General features: G+C 67.7%; 19 protein-coding genes. 10 read left to right on the top strand and 9 right to left on the bottom strand.

The genetic code is table 11. The annotated features are described in order from the left end of the window. Positions 1-32: 32 nt before the first annotated feature. From HALOF300_RS20480 to HALOF300_RS20460, 5 genes are all read right to left on the bottom strand, one after another. The gene (locus HALOF300_RS20480; protein WP_156742754.1) at positions 33-893 is read right to left on the bottom strand and encodes a carbohydrate ABC transporter permease; all 861 of its coding nucleotides are present in this window, start codon (positions 891-893) and stop codon (positions 33-35) included. After that, the gene (locus HALOF300_RS20475) at positions 886-1,839 is read right to left on the bottom strand and encodes a carbohydrate ABC transporter permease (RefSeq protein WP_156742753.1); all 954 of its coding nucleotides are present in this window, start codon (positions 1,837-1,839) and stop codon (positions 886-888) included. Before HALOF300_RS20475 ends, HALOF300_RS20480 begins: the two co-directional genes overlap by 8 nt. Next, a complete protein-coding gene (locus tag HALOF300_RS20470; protein ID WP_156742752.1) occupies positions 1,836-3,059 on the bottom strand; it encodes an ROK family transcriptional regulator in 1,224 nt (407 codons plus the stop codon). The genes HALOF300_RS20475 and HALOF300_RS20470 overlap by 4 nt, the downstream gene beginning before the upstream one ends. A gap of 93 nt (positions 3,060-3,152) precedes the next feature. Further along, a complete protein-coding gene (locus HALOF300_RS20465) occupies positions 3,153-4,103 on the bottom strand; it encodes a nucleotidyl transferase AbiEii/AbiGii toxin family protein (protein WP_231955655.1) in 951 nt (316 codons plus the stop codon). Then, entirely contained in the window at positions 4,100-4,660 is a 561-nt protein-coding gene (locus tag HALOF300_RS20460; RefSeq protein ID WP_156742751.1) for a type IV toxin-antitoxin system AbiEi family antitoxin domain-containing protein, read from the bottom strand. The genes HALOF300_RS20465 and HALOF300_RS20460 overlap by 4 nt, the downstream gene beginning before the upstream one ends. Before the next feature lie 502 nt (positions 4,661-5,162). Here HALOF300_RS20460 and HALOF300_RS20455 point away from each other — a divergent pair. From HALOF300_RS20455 to HALOF300_RS20440, 4 genes are all read left to right on the top strand, one after another. Then, positions 5,163-5,492: a type II toxin-antitoxin system Phd/YefM family antitoxin gene (locus HALOF300_RS20455; protein WP_156742750.1), complete on the top strand. Its 330-nt coding sequence runs from the start codon at positions 5,163-5,165 to the stop codon at positions 5,490-5,492. 130 nt (positions 5,493-5,622) lie between these two features. Beyond that, positions 5,623-6,696 (top strand): phosphotransferase, encoded by a 1,074-nt coding sequence (locus tag HALOF300_RS20450; protein ID WP_197522726.1) that lies wholly within the window; start codon positions 5,623-5,625, stop codon positions 6,694-6,696. 119 nt (positions 6,697-6,815) lie between these two features. Continuing rightward, positions 6,816-7,811: a non-homologous end joining protein Ku gene (ku, locus tag HALOF300_RS20445; protein WP_156742749.1), complete on the top strand. Its 996-nt coding sequence runs from the start codon at positions 6,816-6,818 to the stop codon at positions 7,809-7,811. A gap of 344 nt (positions 7,812-8,155) precedes the next feature. Then, positions 8,156-8,398 carry a DUF2188 domain-containing protein gene (locus tag HALOF300_RS20440; RefSeq protein WP_156742748.1) on the top strand — a complete coding sequence of 81 codons (243 nt, stop codon included), beginning with the start codon at positions 8,156-8,158 and terminating at the stop codon, positions 8,396-8,398. A 116-nt stretch (positions 8,399-8,514) separates the two neighbouring features. Here the strand turns inward: HALOF300_RS20440 and HALOF300_RS20435 are convergent, their stop codons facing one another. Further along, entirely contained in the window at positions 8,515-9,153 is a 639-nt protein-coding gene (locus tag HALOF300_RS20435; RefSeq protein ID WP_156742747.1) for a TetR/AcrR family transcriptional regulator, read from the bottom strand. A 194-nt stretch (positions 9,154-9,347) separates the two neighbouring features. Between HALOF300_RS20435 and HALOF300_RS20430 the strand changes: the two genes are divergently transcribed. Together HALOF300_RS20430 and HALOF300_RS20425 are read left to right on the top strand one after the other, a co-directional pair. Further along, on the top strand, positions 9,348-10,082 hold the full coding sequence (locus HALOF300_RS20430) for an SDR family NAD(P)-dependent oxidoreductase (RefSeq protein WP_156742746.1): 735 nt from the start codon (positions 9,348-9,350) through the stop codon (positions 10,080-10,082). Between the two features lie 82 nt (positions 10,083-10,164). Continuing rightward, a complete protein-coding gene (locus HALOF300_RS20425; protein ID WP_156742745.1) occupies positions 10,165-10,788 on the top strand; it encodes an NADPH-dependent F420 reductase in 624 nt (207 codons plus the stop codon). A gap of 74 nt (positions 10,789-10,862) precedes the next feature. Here HALOF300_RS20425 and panB read toward each other — a convergent pair whose 3' ends face one another. Together panB and HALOF300_RS20415 are read right to left on the bottom strand one after the other, a co-directional pair. After that, complete coding sequence (panB, locus tag HALOF300_RS20420) at positions 10,863-11,723, bottom strand: 3-methyl-2-oxobutanoate hydroxymethyltransferase (RefSeq protein WP_156742744.1); 861 nt, start codon at positions 11,721-11,723, stop codon at positions 10,863-10,865. 10 nt (positions 11,724-11,733) lie between these two features. Then, a complete protein-coding gene (locus HALOF300_RS20415) occupies positions 11,734-13,383 on the bottom strand; it encodes an NAD+ synthase (protein ID WP_156742743.1) in 1,650 nt (549 codons plus the stop codon). 77 nt (positions 13,384-13,460) lie between these two features. Between HALOF300_RS20415 and glnA the strand changes: the two genes are divergently transcribed. From glnA to HALOF300_RS20400, 3 genes are all read left to right on the top strand, one after another. After that, positions 13,461-14,795 carry a type I glutamate--ammonia ligase gene (gene glnA, locus HALOF300_RS20410; protein ID WP_156742742.1) on the top strand — a complete coding sequence of 445 codons (1,335 nt, stop codon included), beginning with the start codon at positions 13,461-13,463 and terminating at the stop codon, positions 14,793-14,795. Between the two features lie 22 nt (positions 14,796-14,817). Further along, on the top strand, positions 14,818-17,940 hold the full coding sequence (locus HALOF300_RS20405; RefSeq protein WP_156742741.1) for a bifunctional [glutamine synthetase] adenylyltransferase/[glutamine synthetase]-adenylyl-L-tyrosine phosphorylase: 3,123 nt from the start codon (positions 14,818-14,820) through the stop codon (positions 17,938-17,940). Between the two features lie 97 nt (positions 17,941-18,037). Further along, the gene (locus HALOF300_RS20400) at positions 18,038-19,048 is read left to right on the top strand and encodes a hypothetical protein (protein WP_156742740.1); all 1,011 of its coding nucleotides are present in this window, start codon (positions 18,038-18,040) and stop codon (positions 19,046-19,048) included. A gap of 205 nt (positions 19,049-19,253) precedes the next feature. Here HALOF300_RS20400 and HALOF300_RS27765 read toward each other — a convergent pair whose 3' ends face one another. Beyond that, positions 19,254-19,694 carry an NYN domain-containing protein gene (locus HALOF300_RS27765; protein ID WP_197522713.1) on the bottom strand — a complete coding sequence of 147 codons (441 nt, stop codon included), beginning with the start codon at positions 19,692-19,694 and terminating at the stop codon, positions 19,254-19,256. Positions 19,695-20,077: 383 nt separating this feature from the next. On the opposite strand from HALOF300_RS27765, the gene HALOF300_RS20390 reads away from it, so the two are divergent. Then, positions 20,078-21,835: an ATP-dependent nuclease gene (locus HALOF300_RS20390; RefSeq protein WP_156742739.1), complete on the top strand. Its 1,758-nt coding sequence runs from the start codon at positions 20,078-20,080 to the stop codon at positions 21,833-21,835. Positions 21,836-22,241 lie beyond the last annotated feature (406 nt).

Here is a 22,241-nt window from a genome sequence, read left to right as displayed (position 1 = left end):
GTGGGGGCGGCGACGTCGCCGCGATGGGTGGGTTACTTGAGCCCGCTGTGGGCGAAGCCGGCGATGATGTATCGCTGGGCGAAGATGTAGACGATCGCGATGGGCAGGACAGAGACCACCGAGCCCGCCATCACGACGTTCCACTGGGTGGTGAACTGGCCCTGGAGCGTGGCCAGGCCGAGCGGGAGCGTCATCAGCTCGGGGGAGCGGATGACCACGAGCGGCCACAGGTAGCTGTTCCAGCTCCCCATGAACGCGAACACCGCCACCGTGGCCAGGGCCGGCCGGGTGAGGGGAAGTACGACCTGCGCGAAGATGCGCAGGTGATGGGCGCCGTCGAGCGTGGCGGCTTCGTCCAGCTCGCGTGGCACACCCTCCATCGCCTGCTTCAGCAGGAAGATGCCGAAAGCCGACGCGATCGACGGCGCGAGCAGGGCGAAGTAGGTGTCGGAGAGTTGGGCCCGGGTCATCTGGATGAACAACGGCACCACGAGCACCTGCAGCGGCACCATCAGCGTGGCCAGGTACACCGCGAACACCGCCTGCCGGCCCGGGAACGCGATCCGGGTGAACGCGTACGCGGCCATCGCGCCGGTGATCAGCTGGAACAGGGTCGAGGCGATCGCGATCCAGAACGAGTTGGCCACGATGCGCCACATCGGCATCGCGTCGAACAGCTGCCGGTAGGCGTCCAGGGTGGGGTCCTCGACGAGCAGCGTGGGGCCTGAGGCGAGGGTCCCGTCCGGGGTGATCGACGTGATGACCGTCCACAGGAACGGGAACAGCATGACGGCGGCGCCGAGCGTGAGGGCGAGCGCCCAGAACAGGTTCGGCAAACGGCCCCGACGGCGGCCGGTTGCGTTCTCGGCGCGGGTGGCGGTGAGCTCAGGCATAGGTCACCCACCGGCGCTGGCCGCGGATCTGGATCGCGGTGATGACGAGCACGAGGGCGAACAGCAGCCAGGACAGGGCGGAGGCGTCACCCGCGCGCCCATAGCGGAACGTGAGGTCGTAGATCTGCCCGACCACCACCTGGGTCGCGCCGGCCGGGCCGCCGTCGGTCATGACGTTCACCTGGTCGAAGACCTGGAACCCGTTGATGAGGGAGATCACCACCACGAAGAACGTCGAGGGGGATAGGAGCGGGAGTGTGATGTGCCAGAACCGGCGCCAGGCGCCGGCGCCGTCGACCCGGGCGGCCTCGAGCACCTCCTGCGGGAGGGCCTGCAGTCCCGCGAGCAGGATGACCATGACGAAGCCGAGATCCTTCCAGACCGAGGCCAGGATGATCGACGGCATCGCCCACGCGGGGTCGGTCCACCACCCGGGTTCCGGCATCCCGATGGCGCCGAGCACGGTGTTGACCAGGCCGTTGGACGGGCTCAGCAGCCACTGCCAGACGAGGGCAACCACCACCCAGCTCGTCACCACCGGCAGGAAGTACGCGCCGCGCAGGAACGCGATGCCGGCCATCGCCCGGTTCAGCGCGAGCGCCAGGCCGAGGCCGCCGATGTAGACCAGCGGGAGGTAGCCGAGGATGTACGTCGCGGTGTTGGCGAAGACGTCGCGGGTGCGCGGGTCCGCGAGCAGTTCGCGGTAGTTCTCCAGGCCGACCCACTCCATCGGGGAGATGAGGTTCCAGTCGTGCAGGCTGACCCAGGCGGAGGAGATCATCGGTACGAGGGTGAACGCGGTGAGCGGGATCGCGCTGGGGAGCAGGAACAGCAGTGCCCAGCCGAGGGTGCGCAGCCCGCGCCGGCGCGGCTTGGCGCGCTTCGTGCTCGCGCTCGTGGCGTCCACGACACGGGGGCTGACGGCGGGCGCCGGTGCGGTGCTCATCGCATCGCCGCCGCACTGCCGGTGTGCAGCCGGGCCCTGATGAGCCGCCCCTGGTCACCGCTCGCACCGGCCGCGTCGAACGGGGTGTGCAGCACAAGGGCCGCGGCGCCGGCCGCCCAGCGTTCGTCCGACCAGGACTCGACGGCGAACGGGAGGCTGCGGCGGCCCGGCAGCAGGTGCCGCCGGAACGCCCGCTCGAACGACTCCTCCCAGTGCGGCCAGCAGTCCGTGCCCTCACCGAGGACCACCACGATCTCGGGTGCGACGGTGTGCACCACCCCGGCGAGCGTTCGCCCGAGCAGCGCGCCCGCGTCGGCGAACACGCTCCGGGCGGCCGCGTCGCCGGCGTCGGCGGCACGGCGCAGCGCGACCTTGCCGCTGCGAGGCCCGATGGCGCCGGCCTCGCGCGCCGTGCGCACGAGTGCCTCGTCCCCGATGAAGGCCTCGAGGCAGCCAGTGTTACCGCAGCCGCAGACCGGGCCGTCCGCCGCGACCGGGAAGTGGCCGATCTCGCCGGCGCCACCGTCGGCACCGCGGTGCAGGTTCCCGTCCACCACGATGCCGCAGCCGATGCCCCGGCCGATCGTCACGATGAGCGCGGAGTCATGCGAACCCGCGGTGCCGTAGAGGCGCTCGGCCACGGCGAGGGTGTTCACGTCGTTGTCGACGAGCACCGGCAGATCGAGCTCGCGGCGCAGGAACGTGCCGACCGGGACCTCGCGCCACCCCAGCGTCGGTGCCTGCACCACCCCGCTGGCCTGATCGTCCACGGTGCCGGGCACGCCGACGCCGATGCCCAGGAGCAAGCCGTCGTAGCGGGCGATCGCCGCGGCGAGCAGCCGGGCCAGCACGTCCAGTGCGTCCGGACTGGAGGGGTCGAACGGTTCGTGGAGGATGTCGCGGACTGCGCCGTCGAGACCGACCTGGACCATCGTGACGTGGTCCGCGGTGACCTTCGCGCCGATCGCCCCGACCCCGGCGCCGTCCACGAGGCCGAGCAGCTGCGCCGGGCGCCCGCCGCCGGAGGACACCACGTCGAGCTCGGTGATCACGCCGAGACTCAGGAGGGACTTGGTGACCTGGGTGATGGTCGCGGGGCTGACCCGCAGGGCGCGGGCGAGCTGGGCGCGGGACATCGGTCCCTTGGCGCCCAGCGCGGCGATGACGCTCGCGGGCCCGAGCTCGCCCCGGTCCGGCAGTGACGTCCGTGTCCCAGTCATGACACCTCTTCGTTCGTGACTTAATTTAGACACATATTAAGAGGATGGATCTGGCCAAGTCAACGGTCATCTGTTCGGCGGCGAACAGACGTCTCATCGCGCGGTGTCTGCGGGCCAGTCGGGGCCTGGGTCGCTCGCCTCACCGACGTATTGGTGGCGCTTCCGCGGAAGCGCCCTGGGTGGGCGGACGAATCTACGCAGGTCCCTGTGCAAAGACCGGATCGAGATAGGCGGCCACCAGCGCGATTTGCGCATCGAGCCGCTCTTCACACACCGCCTCGAGGCGTTCCTTGCGGCGCCATGCTGCCCACTTGGTCTGCCCGACCTCGCCGTACCCCGCCAGGAGAGGCGCGATGGGGTGGATTCGACGCCGCGGTGGAGCGCCACCGCCCGTGCGGAGGCGAGCAGTTCGTCGGGGTCGAAACCCTGCCGGGCGAGCTGGACGATGTCGACATAATCGCGCCAGCGAGTACTCGCGATGCCGCGCTCGAGAATGGTCACCGACTTTTCGGCGATCGTGGTCTCGGGCGCGTAGCCGAGAAGCACGATCGGCTCGCCGAGGACCCGGTCGATCGTGACCATGCGCGGCGGGGGAACGATCGGATCGCCTGTCGACACATCCCACACGACGGTGCCACTCCACGGTCCGATGGCTACCTTGATTCGTAGGCGGAGGCCCGGATATTCGGCTCGCTCGCGAATCTCGTGCACAGTGATGGACTGCAAGTCGAAACTCACTCCGTCCTCTACTTCGACTGCAGCGATGTCGTGAACCACGCTGGCGACGTGCGCCGCCGTGACATCAGCTCCGACCGCATTGGCATCGGCGTCCTTGGTGGGTCGGCGCACGCCGTAGGCGGCGAGGAGGATGCCGCCCTTGAGGATGAAGCCCTCGGCGTGCTCCGTTCGCGCCAGGCGGTCGAGGAACGACTCCAGCGAGTGTCGGATCAGATACTCCTGCGTCGGCGACGCACCCCCGGTCTTCGCCGCATTCGAACGTGCCGCGGCTTGGATCCTGCGGAACGTCTCACTCCCGGCACTCATCCGAGAGCATCCAATGCCTGCTGGATCGGGCCCTGGGCACGCGGGAGCCGAGAAGCGATCCCGATGAGCTCGGGCGGCTTGCCACCACGGCGCAGCCACTCCTTCAACGCGTCTCGCGGGAGTTCGTAGCCGATCTCGCCGCGGAGTCGGTACGCGTCGACGATCGAGCGTGCCTGCGAGTAGATGCCGATCGCAAGATCGGTGCCGGGAATGGCGATCTCGTCCCGCCCGATCTCGAAAGTGGCCCGATCGAACTGGTGCCAGGCGATCGACGGGCCACAGGCAGGAGTGCGGGAGCCGCGGGGTATCGCGATGTCCAGCGCTGCAGGAATCGTGTCGATCAGATCATGGTGCGCCAACGCGGACGTCAGGCAGATGGTCGCGTCCGCGCGCCGGGTCGTGGCCTCGACCCAGTCCCAGTCCGTCGCGTCCGCATCTGTAGATAGGTAGATGCCGCGGGCTATCCGCTGATAGCGACCTTGCTGCGTAGCGCGGTAGAGGGCGCTCCGAGATAGACCCTCATGCTTTGCGGTGCTTGGCGTCAGTGCCCTCGCCATGCGAGGCCTCCCTCCGAGTACAAAACGTCTACAGATAATCATACGTGATGACGTTTGGTACCGCGCGAGTGCGCCGGTAGTCCGATGACAGGGGGAAGCTCCAACCGGGGACGTCGGAGACGTCCGTGCGCGGCTCTGGGTCGGCGTGCACGGCAGTGACGTGGAATCGCCTTCCGGTGACCGTCTCGACCTTCACACGGTGAAGTAGATCGGCACGTCCAACGCTCGCCGACGATCGGCAGTCAGGCGCGGCCGGGACGGGACGCACGGCCGCGCAGCGTGGATCCTCGAGGCGGGTGGCCCCAACGATCGTGGCTGCCTCTTCGGCCGTAACGGCAGTCGACTCAGTCTCACGACCGGGATCGTGCCCGAACCCGCCGACACCGAAGGCCGTCGGCGCTTCCGCGGAAGCGCCACTCACTCGCAGTGCGCGTCCTCCCGCGCCGGAAATACGATCGAACCCAGCCAAGTAATCTGTGCCGGAATCTGTTTGGATTAGGTCGTGAGCACCCCAGCGGCCGTCCCCCATGTCGTCTCCGCCACCGAAGCCGCGACCCGCGGCGTGCCCAGGCTCGTGCGGGCAGCCGAGCAGGGCCAAGACGTCGTCGTGGAGCGTCACGGGAAGCCCGTGGCAGCCATGATCAGCATGCAACACCTCAACGAGATCCAGCGACTGGAGCGCGACCTGCAGGAGAGTGTTCTCCTCCTCGACCGGCTCGTCACCGATGACGGAACCCGCACCGAACTGGGTGAGGCAATCAACGCGCTCGGCTTCGACCGTTCCGACCTGGAAGCAGAACTCGACGCTGACGTCGCAGCCGGACGCGATTGAGCAACCCACCCAACAGTCGGCGCCTGACAGGCCGCCGCCCACAAGTTGAGGCCGTGGTCGTCCGCCTGACCGGGCCCGCAATGTCCGACCCTTCGCCTCCTCGGCCCTTAAAGGACCTTGCGCCTTGAGCATGACGTCCTCCGCAGGAGCGGCCCTCAATCCTGGCGCGGTCCACGGCACCGATGCGTGCGAGGCTCTGTACGTGTGCGACCAATTAACATCGTTCGTCGGCGAGCCGGCTACCGATCCGGCGCTGCTGAGGACGCTGGCGGCCGCTGGCCTGGCAGCGACCGGGCACGTTCTTCCCAAGGCCGGCTGGGTCAGCCGCGTGTGGGTCGGCGACGAATACGTCGTACGACTGAACACCAACGGACAGTTCCGCGACGCGTATCGCCACGAGGCCGCCGTCGTCAGCCTGCTGACCGGCAGCGAGGTTCCACACGCCCGCATGCTCGCCCACGGCGACGGCCCGGACGGGCCGTGGTACGTCTCCGAACGACTGCCCGGCCAAACCCTGTCCGAGGCGTGGCCGGCGGCGGACTCGGCGACGCGCCAAGCCATGATCGAGAGCCTCGGGGTTGCGTTGCGCGCCCTGCACGGCGTTCCCGTCCCGGCCGACCTGCTGCCGCCGTGGCTGGCCGGCGCGCTCGCCGGCAATCCGTGGCCCGCGTACCACCCACCCGTCGTGAGTGCGGCGCTCCAGCAGGTCGAGGCCGCCCGGCGACGGCCCGGTCATGACTCGCGACTGCTCGCGGACGTCGCTGATTGGCTCCAGGAGCGGCTGGGGTTGTTCGCCGCCGACGAACCCGTGCTCGTCCACGGTGATCTACATGGATCCAACGTGATGGTCGATCAAGGACGCGTCACCGGTCTGATCGACTTCGCGGAGGCGTTGGCTCAGCCGGCGGACGCGGAGCTCGATACCATCCTGCGCTGGTGCGCGAGAGCGCGGGAGTACCCACCCACACCCGAGGAACAAGGGCTCGACGAGACCACCCTCACCGAGGTCCCCGGGTGGCTGCGCGGCGCGTATCCGGAGCTGTTCGAGCGCGAGCACCTGCGCGAGCGGCTGACCTTCTATGACATGTACATGGAGCTCGCGCTCTACGCACACCATCCCCAGCCTGACGTCCGCGAAGTGGCGCAGGACCGCATCGCTCGCCTGCTCTCCGGCCATAGCCATCTGGATGGACTCGTCTGGTAGGTCCTCGTCCTAGGGCCTCCACGGCGCCAGGCTGCGCGCTCTCCGGTGGCCAACGCCGTCCCGTGCCGCCACAGTGGCACTCATAGGCCAGGACCCTCGAGGTGATGCGGAGGTGCGTGATGGCGCGGTCGATCTGGACCGGTGCGTTGGCGTTCGGGTTGGTGAACGTGCCCGTGGGCCTGTACTCGGCCACCGAGGACAAGACGATCCACTTCCGCCAGTTCGCGAAGGGCACGTCCTCGCGGATCCGGTACAAGCGGGTCAACGAGGACACCGGCAGGGAGGTCGACTACGACGACATCGTCAAGGGCTATGAGCTGGACAGCGGCGAGTACGTACTCCTCGATCCGGACGAGCTCGACGAGATCGCACCGGGCCGCTCGCGCACGATCGACATCACCGACTTCGTCGATGCCGAGGACATCGACCCCATCCACTACCAGAAGACCTACTACCTGGCCCCGGCGAACGAGGCGGCCGAGCGGGCCTACCGGCTGCTGACCGCCGCCATGGAGAAGACCGGCCGGATCGCGATCGCGAACTTCGTGATGCGCTCCAAGCAGTACCTGGCCGCCGTGCGCCCGCACAACGGGGTGCTGACGCTGGAGACGATGTTCTTCGCCGACGAGATCCGCGACCCCAAGTCCGAGCTGCCGAGCGTGCCGGCGGCGCGCAAGCCCGGCGACAAGGACCTGAAGATGGCGACGTCGCTGATCGATTCCATGACCTCGAAGTGGGACCCCGCGAACTACGTCGACACCTACCGGGAGAAGGTCCTCGACCTAGTGCAGGCCAAGGCCAAGGGTGAGGGCATCGTCACCGCGAGCGACGACGAGGACGACGAGGGCGGCGGCGTCATCGACCTGATGGAGGCGCTGCGCAAGTCCGTCGAGGCCTCCCGCCAGCACAAGGCCGGCAACCGCCACCAGGCCGGCGGGCTCGAACGCAAGAAGACCGAGTCCGCCGACGCGCCGGACGTGTCGGCGAAGTCGAAGAAGCAGCTGTACGACCTCGCGAAGGACTACGGCGTCGAGGGCCGCTCCCAGATGACCAAGGACGAGCTCGCCGACGCGATCACCGAGGCGGCCAAGACCCAGAAGAAGAAGGCCTCATGACAGCCCCCACCACCACGGCCGCTCGCCCCTGTTGCGGGTCGGCGCACCTGCGTCACTGCCACGACACCTGGATCGTGCACATCGACGAGACCCAGGCGTGTTCGGATCCCGGGTGTGACACACCCGGTGAGGGCCACGCGCTCATCATGGTCTGCGCGGATCTGGAGCCGGCGTGCCGATGCCTGCCCCCGGCCGAGTCCGGACCGCGGGCCCCTTGAGCGCCGGCGCCCTCGGGCGCTCGGCGCGCGCACCAGCGGCGTTGCTGGCAGCCTCGGTACAGAGCCGGACGGCCCGCCGAGGCACTCCCAGGTGCCCGCCGCCGGCAGGTGAGGGAGGTCGGTCCGATGCCACGCGGAGACGTCGAGACGTTCCACGACGACGGGCAATGGAAGAACCGCCGCGAAGGAACCGAGAAGGCGTTCAGCACGCACGAGGACAGGGACGAGGCCGTTGCGGTCGGTCGTGAGGAAGCACGCACCGGTGGCGTCGACCACATCATCAGAGACCTCGACGGCACGATCGGCGAACGTTCCAGCTACGGACCCGATCCCCGCGACGGCCAGGTTCCCCGCGACATCCGGGGCTGACTGGCGAGGTCTTGATGCTCGACCAGACTCGCCGACGCCATCACGAGGGCGACCAAGACCCGGCTCGCGGAGCTACCTCGCAGGTCGCCGGCGGGTGAGGGCGATCGGTCGAGCCGTCACAGCGCTCCCACCGGGACGGGAGCAGACCCGGTCCCGTCGCCATCGCTGGGCTGCCGGGGCGATGCCGCGGGGATGGCGTTGTCGATGAGGACGGCGGCGATGGCGGCGGCGGTGGGGAAGGAGGCGCTGTCGAGGACCCGGGTGCGGACCGAGGCGCCGTCGATCAGCAGTGCCAGCTGTTCGCCGAGCTGTTCGGGGTTGGAGGCACCGGCCTGGCGGGCCGTCTCGGTGAGCCGCGCCGCGATCGCAGTCTTGTACTCGCGGGCGTACTGGGACGCGGGGTGCTGCGGGTCGTGGAGTTCGACGGCGGCCCCGATGTATGGGCACAGGGGTGTGGACTCGGGCATCTCGAATGCGGCGAGGAGCCGCTCGCGCGGGGTGAGATCGGTGCGGTCGAACACTCCGGGCATCACGTCGGGATCGAACCGGCGCAGATACTCGGCGACGAGTTCGTCCTTGCTCGTGAAGTGCTGGTAGGCCGTGCGCTTGGACACCTGGGCCACGGCACAGAGCTGGTCCATGCCGGTGCGGTTGACGCCCTGATCACGGAACAGCTGCTGTGACGCGCTGAGGATCCGCTCGCGTGCGCCCCGGCCGCGGCGCCGGCCCGTGGGGCCCTTCTCCAAGTCCGCCATGCCCCGAGCATAGACCGCGCGGTACAGGTCGGTCTACATAAGCCGCCTGCGCGCGGTGCGACGAGTGCGGCCACGGTACCGATCGGTGTACTTACCCTTGCGCTCCGGAGCGGCGCAGGTCTACGTTACGTACACAGTTCGGTGTAGGTAAGCGTCGCGCTGTTTCGGATATCGACCTATTCAAGGGAGTGATCGTGGGAAAGCTCGACGGCAAGGTAGCGGTGATCACCGGCGGATCGACCGGCATGGCACTGGCGGGCGCCAGACTGTTCGTGGACGAGGGAGCACACGTCTTCATCCAGGCCCGGCGGCAGGACGCACTGGACGACGCCGTCAGGCTGATCGGCCGGAACGTCACCGCCGTCCAGGGTGACGCGGCCGAACTGGGCGACCTGGACCGCTTGTTCGACACCGTCGAGCGGGAGAAGGGCTCGATCGATGTGCTGTGGGCCAGCGCCGGGATGGGCGAACCCGCCGTCCTCGGCGAGATCACCGAGGAGCAGTTCCACCGCGCCTTCTGGCTCAACGCTCGCGGCACCCTGTTCACCGTGCAGAAGGCGCTGCCGCTGATCAACGACAACGGCTCGATCTTCATGACCGGATCCAACGCCTCCCTTGGTGCGTTCCCCGGCTGGAGCCTCTACGCGGGAAGCAAGGCCGTGCAGCAGGCATGGGCTCGCGTCTGGCTCAACGAACTGCGCGACCGCAACATCCGGGTGAACGTCCTGACCCCTGGCCAGGTCGCCACGGCAAAGCAGGAGGAACTGTTCGACGAGGCAACGAGGGCCGCGTTCGAGTCCCTCATCCCTCGGGGAAAGATGGGCCGCCCCGAAGAGATCGCCACCGCCGCCCTGTTCCTCGCCTCAGACGACTCCAGCTATGTCAACGGTCTGGAACTGGTCACCGACGGTGGCACGACTGCCATCTGAACCACCACCGGAAGCGCGGCAAGCGCCTGACTCGGCACGAACCAGACAGAACGACACCCAGAGCAGGAAGAGAGCACACCTCATGAGCAGCATCACCCTTATCGGCACGGGAAACATGGCCCGCACCATCGGCACGCGCGCGGTGGCGGGCGGCAACACCGTCGAGGTCATGGGACGCGATCAGTCCAAGGCCGAAGCCCTGGCCACGGCTCTTGGCGGCGGCGCGACTACGGGCAAGTGGGGCGCCGTCCCGGCCGGGGACATCGTCATCGCGGCGCTGTTGTACGACGGCGTGGTCCCGGTCGTCACCGAGTACGCCGACGCCCTCGCGGGCAAGGTCATCGTCGACATCAGCAACCCCTTCAACGCCACGTTCGACGGGCTGGCCCACAGCGAGGAGACCTCGATCGCTCAGGAGGTCGCGAAGGTGGCTCCGGCAGGTGCGAGTGTGGTGAAGGCGTTCAACACCATCTTCCGAGACGTCCTGGAGAAGGGCCGGCCGAACGTTTTCATCGCCGGCGACAGTGCGCAGGCCAAGGCGGGCGTGGCGGCATTCATCGAGAGCCTCGGGCTGCGCCCGCTGGACGTCGGCGGCCTGAAGATGGCGCACTGGCTGGAAGGGGTGGGCGTGGTCACCGTGGGCCTCGCGGCCAATGGGGTGGGCCACTGGGACTTCGCCCTCGGCGTCGACGAGCTTGCCGGCTGAGCACTACGACGAGATCGCGATCCCCCGTCACCCGTGCTGACCCGGCTGCGCGGTGAGGCGTTGCGAGTGGCCCTTCACTCCCAGTACGCGTGCTCCCGCCCCGGGAACGACCCGGCCCGCACCTCGGCCGCGTAGTCCGAAGCGGCCTTCTCCAGCTCCGCCCCGATCTGCGCGAACTGCTTCGCGAACCGCGGCGCCCAGCCGCCCATGCCGGCCATGTCCAGCCACACCAGCACCTGCCCGTCGCAGGACGCGCCGGCGCCGATCCCGATGGTCGGGATCGCCAGGATCTCGGTGGCCCGGGCCGCGACGGGCGCGGGCACCATCTCCAGCACCACGGCGAACGCACCCGCCTCCTGCAGGGCCAGGGCGTCCTCGCAGAGCAGTTCGGCGGCGTCCTCGCCGCGGCCCTGCACGCGCTTGCCGCCGAGGACGTTCTCCGACTGCGGGGTGAAGCCCAGGTGGCCCATCACCGGGATCCCGGCGGAGGTGAGCAGCCGCACGTGCTCGGCGACCCGGGCGCCGCCCTCGAACTTCACGGCCTGCGCCCCGGTCTCCTTCATCATCCGCACCGCGGACGCGTGCGCCTGCGCGGGGCTGGCCTCGTAGGACCCGAACGGCAGGTCCGCCACCACCATCGCGCGCTTGGTTGCCCGGGTCACCGCGCGCGCCGCGGGGATGAGCTCGTCCATCGTCACCGGGATGGTGTTCGCGTGCCCGAGCATGTTGTCGCCCATGGAGTCGCCGACGAGCAGCATGTCGATCCCGGCGGCGTCGAAGATCCGTGCGGTCGGGGCGTCGTAGGCGGTCAGCATAGTCAGCCGTTCACCGGCCTCCTTCGCGGCCTGCACGTGTTGCACGCGCACCCGTCTGGGCTTGTCCCCTCCCACCGGGGGTAGCACGGACTTGGGCGGGGCAGGGGTCTCCTGTGACATGTCGGCCAGCCTAGTCCGCGCCGGACTCCCGGAATGCGTTCGTGATCGGCAGCCGACGGTCGCGCCCGAACGCCATCGCGGTCACCTTCGGCCCGATCGGGTACTGGCGCCGCTTCCACTCGGCCCGGTCCACCAGGCTGACCACGGTCTCCACCACCTCAGGGGCGAACCCGGAGGCCAGCAGGTCGTCACGGCCGAGCGCGTTCTCCACGTACGCGTCGAGGACGTTGTCCAGCAGTTCGTAGTCCGGCAGCGACTGGTCGTCGCGCTGCCCGGGCCGCAGCTCCGCCGACGGCGGCTTCGTGATCGAGTTCTCCGGGATCGGCTCCACCCCGCCGGCGTCCAGCGCCCGGGCGTTGCGGAACCGCGCCAGCTCCCACACCCGCGTCTTGGAGACGTCCTTCAGCGGCGCATACCCCCCGACGGCGTCCCCGTAGATCGTGGAGTAGCCCACCGCCAGCTCGCTCTTGTTCCCGGTCGCCAGCACCAGGTGCCCCTCGGCGTTGGACAGCGCCATCAGGATCACCCCGCGCATCCGCGCCTGCAGGTTCTCCTCGGCCGTCCCCGAAAGCCCCAGCGCGCCCTGGAACGCATCCACCATCGACGCGATCTCCTGCACGCGGTAGTCCAGCCCGATCCGCTGCGCCGAGTCCTCGGCGTCGGTCCGGGAGTGGGCCGAGGAGTACACCGACGGCATCGACACCCCCACCACGTTCTCCGCCCCGACGGCGTCGGCCGCGATCGCCGCCACCAGCGCCGAGTCGATCCCGCCGGAGAGCCCGAGGATCACGGACCGGAACCCGTTCTTGGCGGCGTAGTCGCGCAAGCCCAGCACCACCGCGTCATACATCTGCTCGGTGTCGTCGGCGCGCCGCGCGAACGCGGCATCGCGCACCACGGTCTGCCCGGGCGCGTCGACGTCCAGCACCAGCAGGTGCTCGACGAACGTCGGCCCCGACGCGAGCAACTCGCCGTCAACATCCACAACGAAAGATCCGCCGTCGAACACCAGATCGTCCTGGCCACCGATCAGGTTCACGTACGCGACCGGGGCGCCCACCTCCCGGGCCCGTTGCGCGCCCAGGCGCACCCGCAGCGGCGCCTTGCCCCGCTCGTAGGGGGAGCCGTTGATGACCAGCAGCAGGTCGAGGGAGTCGTCGGTGAGCTGCTCCACGGTGCCGCCGTCCTGCCAGATGTCCTCGCAGATCGCCAGGCCCACCCGCGAACCGGCGACGTCCACCACGACGGGCTCGTTCCCGGAGGCGAAGATCCGGAACTCGTCGAACACCCCGTAGTTGGGCAGGTGGTGCTTCGTGTAGCGCGTCACGATCCGCCCCTGGTGCAGCACCACCGCGGTGTTCGTCGGCCGCCCGTCCGCCGCTGTCCCAAGCGCACCGACCACCACGACGGCATCGCCCGCCCCCGCCGAGACCAGATCACCCGCCAGCGCGGAAAGCCGCGCGGCCGCGGCCCGCTGGAACGACCCCCGCACCGCGAGGTCCTCGATCGGGTACCCGGTCAGCACCATCTCCCCGAACGCGATCAGGTCCGCGCCCTCGGCCGCGGCGGCGGACGCGACCCGCAACACCGTGGCGGCGTTGCCGTCCAGATCGCCCACCGTCGAATTCGTCTGCGCGAGTGCCACGCGAATGCTCGTCATGGCACGGAAGCCTACGACTCACCTGACATGATGGTCCCGGCACCGGCGAGCACCGGAAACGATGACGGGAGCAGTGCATGGACAGGCAGCAGGAGTACGTGCTTCGAGCGATCGAGGAGCGTGACGTCCGGTTCATCCGACTGTGGTTCACCGACGTGCTCGGCGTGCTGAAGTCGGTGGCGATCGCCCCGGCCGAACTCGAGGGCGCGTTCAGCGAGGGCATCGGCTTCGACGGCTCATCCATCGAGGGCCTGGCCCGCGTCTCCGAGTCCGATCTGGTCGCGAAGCCGGACCCGTCCACGTTCCAGGTGCTGCCCTGGCGCGGCGGCAAGCACGGCACCGCCCGGATGTTCTGCGACATCCTCACGCCGGATGGTGAGCCCGCCGCCGCGGACCCGCGCAACGTGCTCAAGCGCGCCCTGGCCAGGGCCGCGGACGCCGGGTTCACCTTCTACACCCACCCGGAGATCGAGTTCTACCTGTTCAAGCCGCAGGAGAACGAGACGGACCCGCTGGTCCCGATCGACAATGCCGGCTACTTCGACCACGTCGCCCGCGGCCAGGGTCACGACTTCCGCCGCGCCGCGATCACCCTGCTGGAGTCGATGGGCATCTCGGTGGAGTTCTCCCACCACGAGGCCGGCCCCGGGCAGAACGAGATCGACCTGCGCTACGCCGACGCCCTGTCCACCGCGGACAACATCATGACGTTCCGCTCGGTGGTCAAGGAGGTCTCGATCGAGCAGGGCTTCGTCGCCTCGTTCATGCCGAAGCCGATGGCCGGCCAGCCCGGCTCGGGCATGCACACGCACCTGTCCCTGTTCGAGGGGGACACCAACGTCTTCCACGCCCCCGGCTCCAAGTACGGGCTGTCCACCACGGCCCGCCAGTTCATGGCCGGGCTGCTGGTGCACTCCGGTGAGATCACCGCCGTCGCCAATCAGTTCGTGAACTCCTACAAGCGCCTGTGGGGCGGGCAGGAGGCCCCGAGCTACAAGACCTGGGGTCACAACAACCGGTCCGCGCTGCTGCGGGTGCCGATGTACAAGCCGAGCAAGGGCCAGTCCGCGCGGATCGAGTACCGCGGCATGGACTCCGCCGCGAACCCCTACCTCGCCCTCGCGGTGCTGCTGCGGGCCGGGCTGAAGGGCATCGAGGAGGGTTACGAGCTGCCCGAGGAGGCCGAGGACGTCGTCTGGGAGCTCTCCGACGGCGAGCGTCGAGCGCTGGGCATCGAGCCGCTGCCGGGCAGCCTGGAGCAGGCCGTGGAGACCATGGAGCACTCCGAGCTCGTGGCGGACACGCTCGGGGAGAACGTGTTCAACTTCTTCCTCGCGAACAAGCGGCAGGAGTGGACCGACTACCGGGCGCAGGTCACCCCCTACGAGCTGGCCCGCGTCGGCCTGATCTGAGCATGGCCGCTTCTGCAAGCCCATGCCCGACGGCGCAGGTGGCGGCCGCGTGAGCCGCGCACCGTCGCTGCGGGCCCGGTTGGCGCGCACCGGCTTCGCCGATGCCTCCCGCGCGGCGGACCTGTGGGAGTCCGGCTTCCTGGCCGGGGTGCTCGCCGCGTGCGAGGCCGCCGAACTCGACGGCGGCGGTCCCGACGGCGGATTGGGTGAGGCGTCGACCGCGCTGATCGCCGACGTCGCCCGTGCCGCCGACCCCGACCTCGCGCTGCTCGCCCTGGCCCGCCTCGGTGAGGCCGACCCCGACCGGGCCGAGCGCCTGACCGAGATTCTCGCCGACCCGGCCGGCGCCCGGGCGAACCTGATCGCCGTGCTCGGGGCGTCGGTGGCCACGGGGGACTGGCTGGTGGCCCACCCCGGCGACGTGGAACTCGTGCTGCGCCCCCGCAACGGCGTGGCCGCGGACCCCGCGAACGTGCGCACCCAACTGCTGGAGTCGGTCGGCGCCGACCCCGACGCGGCGATGCCGGTCGCCTCGGTCCGGGCGAGCGACGGCGCCCTGGACGAGATGCGCCGCGCCTACCGCCGGGCGCTGCTGACCATCGCCACGGAGGACTTCACCGCCACCGACCCCGAGGCGTTCCTGCCCGAGGTCGGCGCCGCCCTGGCCAACCTCGCCGCCGCCGCCCTTGAGGCGGCCCTGGCCCTGGCCCGCGCGGAACTGTCCGACCACGGCAAGGACGTGCGCCTCGCCGTCCTCGGCATGGGCAAGACCGGCGGCCGCGAACTCAACTACATCTCCGACGTCGACGTCATCTACGTCGCCGAACCGGTCGACGGCCTGTCTGACGCTGCCGAGGCGTCCGCACTCCGCACCGGCACGAAACTCGCCGCCACCCTGGCCCGGATGTGCTCGATGCCCGCCCGCGAGCCCGCGCTGTGGGAGGTGGACGCCGCGCTGCGCCCGGAGGGCAAGAACGGGCCGCTGGTGCGCACCCTCGCCTCGCACGTGTCCTACTACGAGCGGTGGGCCAAGACCTGGGAGTTCCAGGCCCTGCTCAAGGCCCGGCACGTCGCCGGGGACGCGGACCTGTCCGCCGAATACCTGGACGCGACCCGCCCGATGGTGTGGGAGGCCGCCGGCCGGGAGAACTTCGTCGAGGACTCCCAGGCGATGCGCCGCCGGGTGGAGGACAACGTCCCGCCCGCGGAGGCGGACCGGCAGATCAAGCTCGGCCGCGGCGGCCTGCGTGACGTCGAGTTCACCGTGCAGCTGCTGCAGCTCGTGCACGGCCGCACCGACCCCTCGATCCGGTCCGCCAATACCCTCCGGGCGCTGCAGTCCCTGGCCGCGGGAGGTTACGTCGGCCGCGATCACGCCGCCGAACTGGGCGCCTGCTACCGGTTCCTGCGGGTGCTCGAGCACCGCGTCCAGCTGTACCGGATGCGCCGCACCCACCTGCTGCCGACGGCCGACGACGACCTGCGCCGCCTGGCCCGCTCGATCGGCCGCACGCCCGAGGGTGAGGTGGCCGGCGCCAAGGACCTGGTGGCGCGCTGGCAGGCGACCCGCCGCCGGGTGCGCCAGTTGCACGAGGAGCTGTACTACCGCCCGCTGCTGCCGGCCATGGCGCGGTTGTCCGCGGATGACGTCTCCCTCGATCCCGAGGCCGCGAAGGCCCGGCTGCAGGCCATCGGCTACCGGGACCCGGCCGGTGCCCTGCGGCACATCAAGATCCTCACCGAGGGCATCTCCCGCCGCGCCGCCATCCAGCGCCAGCTGCTGCCGGTGATGCTCGGTTGGTTCGCCGAGGGCCCGGACCCCGACGGCGGCCTGCTCGCCTTCCGCAAGCTGTCCGAGGAGCTCGGCGGCACCCATTGGTACCTGAAGATGCTCCGGGACTCCGGCGCCGCCGCCGAACGCCTGGCCACCCTGCTGTCCTCGAGCAAGTACGTGGCCGACTCGCTGATGCGCACCCCCGAGGCCGTCGCCTGGCTCGGCGACGACCGCGAACTCACCCCGCGCACCCCCGAGGCCCTCGCCGCCGCGATGAACGCCATGCTGCTGCGCCGCGACGATGCCACTGACGCCGCCCAGGCGGTCCGGTTCCTGCGCCGCCGCGAACTCACCCGCGGCGCCATCGGCGACGTCCTCTCCGACGTGCCGGTGACCACCTGCGCTGAGGTGATCTCCCCGGCCGCGGACATGGCCCTGGCCGGCGCCGTGCGGATCGCCACGCAGACGGCGACGGCGGAACTGGGCCTGGGAGCGGACCCATCGGCGTTCCTCGTGGTCGCCATGGGCCGCCTCGGCGGCGCCGAGATCGGCTACGCCTCCGACGCCGACGTGCTGTTCGTGCACGACCCGCACGAGGGCGCCGAGGCGAAGCAGGCCCAGGACTGGGCGGTCCTGGTCGCCACCACGATCGCGTCCCTGCTCGGCAAGACCGGCCCAGAGCCCGTGCTGCCCGTGGACTCCCAGTTACGCCCCGAGGGCCGGCAGGGTCCGGTGGTGCGCACCATCGACTCCTACGCCGAGTACTACCAGCGGTGGGCCCAGGGCTGGGAGCGCCAGGCGCTGCTGCGGGCCCGGTCGGTCGCGGGCGATAACGACCTGGGGGAGCGGTTCACCGCCCTGATCGACCCGCTGCGCTACCCGTCCGATGGCATCGACCTGGTCGAGATCCGCGAGCTGCGCCGGATCAAGGCACGGGTGGAGTCCGAGCGGCTGCCTCGTGGCGTGCCGGCGACCCATCACCTGAAGCTCGGGCGCGGCGGCCTGAGCGACGTGGAGTGGACGGCCCAGTACCTGCAGTTGTGTCACGCGGGCAAGACCGAGACCCTGCGGACCACGTCGACACTGGGTGCCCTGGCCGCAGCGCGGGATGCGAACCTCATCTCAGAGTCCGACGCCGAACAGCTCACCGCCGCGTGGGAACTCGCCACCCGGCTGCGGAACGCGATCGTGCTCAGCACCGGGCGCGTCAGCGGGCAGAAGGTGGACGTGCTGCCCTCGGAGCGAGGTGAACTCGCCGGGGTGTCGAGGCTGCTCGGCTACCACGCCGGGCACGCAAGGGACCTGGAGGAGGACTGGCTGCGGACGGCGCGGCAGGCGCGGGTGGTCATGGAGCGGGTGTTCTTCGGGTGAGGCTCGCGGGAGCACGTTCTCGCGCATTCGGACCGACCCCGCTCCAAGTTGGCGAAACGTGCGCCCCGGTCGGTCCAGAGCGCCTACGGTAGGGCCCATGGCACCCCGGGTGACGGACGAACTCTCCATACCGATCGAGGCAACCGACTTCCCGGCAAGCTCGGGTCTCAACGGTGTCAATCAGTTGGATGTTCGGTGGGGTGACTTGATTCATGCGTCGATAACGGTAGGCAAGTCCAAATCCGACTGGTTTCGCTTCGGGTCGCATTCGCACGCGGAGATCCTCCATCGGGTGGCCATGCTGGACGCCTACTATGACATCGACAAATCGAAGCGTCTGACAACCACGCCTGCCCACAGGCACCTCGACCCGACGGAGAAGGCTGTCACGTCATTCTATCTAGGAATGGCACTTGCGAAGTTGTATGCGGACAAGAGTCTCGGGATTCCGTGGATGATGCATATCGGACGGTACGGAGCCACGTGGGCGGTGAACTACGGAGCCAGCACTAGCCGTCCAGACCTCTTTGGCTGCAACGCATCGGGGGAGTGGGCCGTCGCCGAGGCTAAGGGTCGAGAACGTGTGACGACCAAGCTGGTGACCAAGATGCGGAAGCAGAAGAGTGCGGTCGCGTCGATTCAAGGAGTAGCACCCTCGTACTCGTACGGATCAGCAACGAAGTTTCCCGGGGCTCAGTTGGCGTTGCGCGTGGTCGACCCTCCTGTGTCGCATCAAGCGCAGGAGATACCGATCGATGCAGGTGCTTGGCTGTTGGATTACTACGGTCCCATCGTGGATCTGCTGGAAGATGGTAACGCGCGATTTGACGGGGATGCCTTCATAGGAGTGTTGCCTGGTGCGGAATTCGAGATCGAAGTGCCTGGCACCATTGTCGAAGTGGTCCGCTCATTCAGGGGCTTCGATCTCCCTCGGCCGGGACCGCGCGCCGCCGAGGAGGCACTGGCAGAGGAAGCCAGACGGCCACTCGCCGATCAGACGCAGGACGACTTGCGGAATGTTGTTACCAGCATAGTAGAAGCCGCCCGAGTGTTTAGAGAGTTTGGAGCAATGGGTGACGGACTTGTGATCGGGCCGCGGTTCTCGTAGCGCCCTAGAGCATCAGGGCATTTCGCCGTCCGCCTGTGCCCAGAAGCGGTCTCGCATTCGGAACCGAACGGGATCGCTCAGGTCGTACACGTCCAGAGCTGCGGACATATCGGTCAGCAACGCACGGTCAACATCGCGGGGGATCGACGGCTTACCGTGCACCAATCGGCGAGACCCTGTGCGGACGCGCTCTTCCTATAGGTGGTCAAGACGTTGCTGACGACGGCATCGATCCTCTCGTCAAGCCCTTCCTCATCGTAGGCGGGCTGCACCGGCGACGGCGTGCCGGTCGAACCTGTGTACGCCGGAACAACCGATTGGTACTGCGCCGCAGGCGCGCTCTCAGAGCTACGTCTTTCGGGCTTGGAGCGGTCGAAGGTACGGCCTCGCTGCCCTTTCCCGGCGACAGATTCGGATCGATTTCCTGGGGTGTCGAGATCGTCGGGCGCCGGATCAGGTCAACCTTCGTGACCGACGCGTCGATGCCTTCGGCCGCGAGTTGAGTGAGTTCGTCGGTAGCCCTGACCAAGTATCGACTGACTCCGTGCGGGTTGCCAGCTGAATTGGGCACGGCCATGACGGCGACCTGGGCGCCATGGACCTGTGCCTCTTCGACTGCCTCGGTCAGGTCGTCGTCGCCCGACACCAGGACGAAAACGCCTGCGCCCCGTTGCGAGCATGCGCGGCGAGGTCCAGGCCGACGCGTGGCCGGAGGACCGCCTCAAAATGCGTGGCCGACTCGTTGATTCGCACCTCAGCGGAGTTTGCCTGGAGTGGACGGCGCGGTACCTGCAGTTTGTCACAGGCGCAGCGACACATCTACATCGTTCAGGCAGGTGAACAGGGTCGGCCAACAGACAACGGCAGGTCGCACCAGAGCAGTCGAATATTCCACAACGGGACTTGGCGGTCTCCGATACGGTAGTTGGAAGACCTTCGTGGACAGTCAGGGGTGGTGCCGGACTCAGCTTACATTGAACCATCAACGGTAGTCAGTGCAAGAGTACGGTTACGAAGGGCGGCGTTGGAATGGCAAATAAGGTCCTTGATTTGGAAATCAATTCCTTGACGTTTCGATCTGGGCTGGAAATCGCGATCGAAGAGGGTGTGACCGTCATCGTTGGACCCAACAATTCCGGGAAAAGCACACTACTTCGCGACATGGTCAACCTTCTTAGCGCCGATCCAAATCAGCCACCCATTCCGGGCGTGGTCGTCGAACGCGTCAATCTGACGTGGAGCGGTGATGTGCAGGACCAATTGGAGAAACTCAAGGAGTCTCTTCGCTATTACCCGGCAGGCACGTCCGAGGCGTTGTCCGGCTACTACGAGTCCGTGTTTAAGTTTCCAAACGACAATGTGATTCATGAATCGGTAGTCAACTCTATCCTCAAGTCATCGACTACACTCGGCCAATTGGCCGAGGTATACCTACTTCATTTCGCCGCCGAGAGTCGAACTGGAATGGTTGGACCGGATGCATCGTTCGATGCGATAAACGGCATGCCGTCGACGCCTCTCCAGACGATGTGGGTGAACCGTGAACTTGAGATCGAGTTATCGCGAGCGGTAGAGGAATCCTTCGGGCAGGGTATCACCGTGAACCGCTATGCTGGGATGAATATCCCGCTCCACTACGGCAAGACGTCTGCGAGAGAAACGGCACCTCCACTGGGCGAGGAATACAAAGAAGAACTGCGCGGACTTCCGCTGGTGAATGAACAGGGTGATGGGTTGCGTTCTTTCATCGGACTGGTCCTCAACATTCTTGCCGGTAGCCACCGACTAGTGCTGCTTGACGAGCCAGAGGCGTTCCTTCACCCGCCACAGGCACGAAACCTGGGTCGGTTGTTGGTTCGCCTTTGTCAAACTGGTTCACGCATCATCGTGGCTACACACAGTGACGACATCGTACAAGGGATCGCTTCGAGTGCGCATGAATCCGCCCCTGTCGCGATCCATAGAATTACAAGGTCCAGTAGTCAGAACCACGTTTCGTCCATTCCGACTGATGCGGTTCGTGACCTCTATGCAGATCCATTCATGAGGTATTCGTCGGTCCTAGACGGATTGTTCTACCACGGCGTCGCGGTGTGCGAGTCGTTCGGCGATTGTACTTACTATCGAGCAGTTCTGGATTCTTTGGCTCGGACGAGCCCTCACGTTGACATCCATTTTACTCAAACTGGCGGGAAGCAGCGGATCGCGAGTGCAGTTCGCTCGCTCCGAAGCGCGGCGGTGCCCGTCGCCTCAGTTGTCGACATCGATATGCTCTCCAACAGGACGGAACTAAAGCAGTTGATCGACGCTCACGGGGGTGACATCGCAGGCTTCGACTCACGATTGAGGAGTGTTCAGGCAGCGGTAGTGTCGAAGGGTGAGACTGTCCCACGCGAGCGCCTACGCTCGAGAGTTGGACCACTCCTTGAACTCGCACCGAAGGACTTGAGCCCGGAGGAAATTGCGAATGTTAGGCAAGTTCTACAAGCGCGGTCTGGGTGGAAGCAGATGAAGATCTCCGGCGTCGCGTTATTGAATGGAGATGCGCGAGCGGCCATCGAGTCAATTATTGACGATCTAGGCGCGCTAGGGATCTTTATTGTGCCATTGGGCGAGTTGGAGAGCTTTCACCCGGCGATTGGGTCACGGGACAAGATGGCTTGGTTGAAGCAGGTCATGGACGAACGGCTGCACGAGAATGAGGGCGTACACAGTTCCTTCGTAGAGCAGATACGTGAATACATCGCCGCCAAGCAACTCACTCCGCCCAGTTCTCCGATTCCCTAAGGGGGCAAGGTATTACTAGACCTTTCGCGATGCAGCGTCGGGGCTGGCTCGACGCTGACCTTGTTGGCACGGTAATTGCGCGCCGGGGCGCCTCGTTGCTCCTTCGTGTCGAACCAATCCCTTGTTGACAAGGTGTATCGACCGTTCTGGGTTTCGGCCCGGGCTCTATGCGCGGGCCTAGACGCTTGGTTCCGATGGCGGGCAGTTCCGCACACTTCATATGCGGTGTCGGCGGACAAAGTGACCTGCGGTTTCGCAAGGCCATCGTGGTCGTTGACGACCTCGATCGAGCACGTATATTCCGCATCTGAGGCGAGCCTGAGGGCATCGACGCGCGCCGTCTGTCGAGTTGGACACCTTCATGCTCCTCCCCTTCGTCGTCTGGCTGACGATAGAAGGCAGCACC

This window comes from Occultella aeris (assembly GCF_902703175.1).
GTDB lineage: Bacteria > Actinomycetota > Actinomycetes > Actinomycetales > Beutenbergiaceae > Occultella > Occultella aeris.
The sequence above is the reverse complement of the archived record's forward strand: the minus strand, read 5'-3'. Positions and strand labels throughout refer to the sequence as shown.

Excerpts from the sequence above, each read along its gene's own strand:
- HALOF300_RS20460 (WP_156742751.1), bottom strand. The coding sequence starts at position 4,660 with ATGGCGAGGGCACTGACGCCAAGCACCGCAAAGCATGAGGGTCTATCT.
- HALOF300_RS20390 (WP_156742739.1), top strand. The coding sequence starts at position 20,078 with ATGGCAAATAAGGTCCTTGATTTGGAAATCAATTCCTTGACGTTTCGA.
- HALOF300_RS20405 (WP_156742741.1), top strand. The coding sequence starts at position 14,818 with ATGCCCGACGGCGCAGGTGGCGGCCGCGTGAGCCGCGCACCGTCGCTG.
- HALOF300_RS20475 (WP_156742753.1), bottom strand. The coding sequence starts at position 1,839 with ATGAGCACCGCACCGGCGCCCGCCGTCAGCCCCCGTGTCGTGGACGCC.
- HALOF300_RS20425 (WP_156742745.1), top strand. The coding sequence starts at position 10,165 with ATGAGCAGCATCACCCTTATCGGCACGGGAAACATGGCCCGCACCATC.
- HALOF300_RS20470 (WP_156742752.1), bottom strand. The coding sequence starts at position 3,059 with ATGACTGGGACACGGACGTCACTGCCGGACCGGGGCGAGCTCGGGCCC.
- ku (WP_156742749.1), top strand. The coding sequence starts at position 6,816 with ATGGCGCGGTCGATCTGGACCGGTGCGTTGGCGTTCGGGTTGGTGAAC.
- glnA (WP_156742742.1), top strand. The coding sequence starts at position 13,461 with ATGGACAGGCAGCAGGAGTACGTGCTTCGAGCGATCGAGGAGCGTGAC.
- HALOF300_RS20435 (WP_156742747.1), bottom strand. The coding sequence starts at position 9,153 with ATGGCGGACTTGGAGAAGGGCCCCACGGGCCGGCGCCGCGGCCGGGGC.
- panB (WP_156742744.1), bottom strand. The coding sequence starts at position 11,723 with ATGTCACAGGAGACCCCTGCCCCGCCCAAGTCCGTGCTACCCCCGGTG.
- HALOF300_RS20415 (WP_156742743.1), bottom strand. The coding sequence starts at position 13,383 with ATGACGAGCATTCGCGTGGCACTCGCGCAGACGAATTCGACGGTGGGC.
- HALOF300_RS20465 (WP_231955655.1), bottom strand. The coding sequence starts at position 4,103 with ATGAGTGCCGGGAGTGAGACGTTCCGCAGGATCCAAGCCGCGGCACGT.
- HALOF300_RS20440 (WP_156742748.1), top strand. The coding sequence starts at position 8,156 with ATGCCACGCGGAGACGTCGAGACGTTCCACGACGACGGGCAATGGAAG.
- HALOF300_RS20480 (WP_156742754.1), bottom strand. The coding sequence starts at position 893 with ATGCCTGAGCTCACCGCCACCCGCGCCGAGAACGCAACCGGCCGCCGT.
- HALOF300_RS20450 (WP_197522726.1), top strand. The coding sequence starts at position 5,623 with ATGACGTCCTCCGCAGGAGCGGCCCTCAATCCTGGCGCGGTCCACGGC.
- HALOF300_RS20400 (WP_156742740.1), top strand. The coding sequence starts at position 18,038 with ATGGCACCCCGGGTGACGGACGAACTCTCCATACCGATCGAGGCAACC.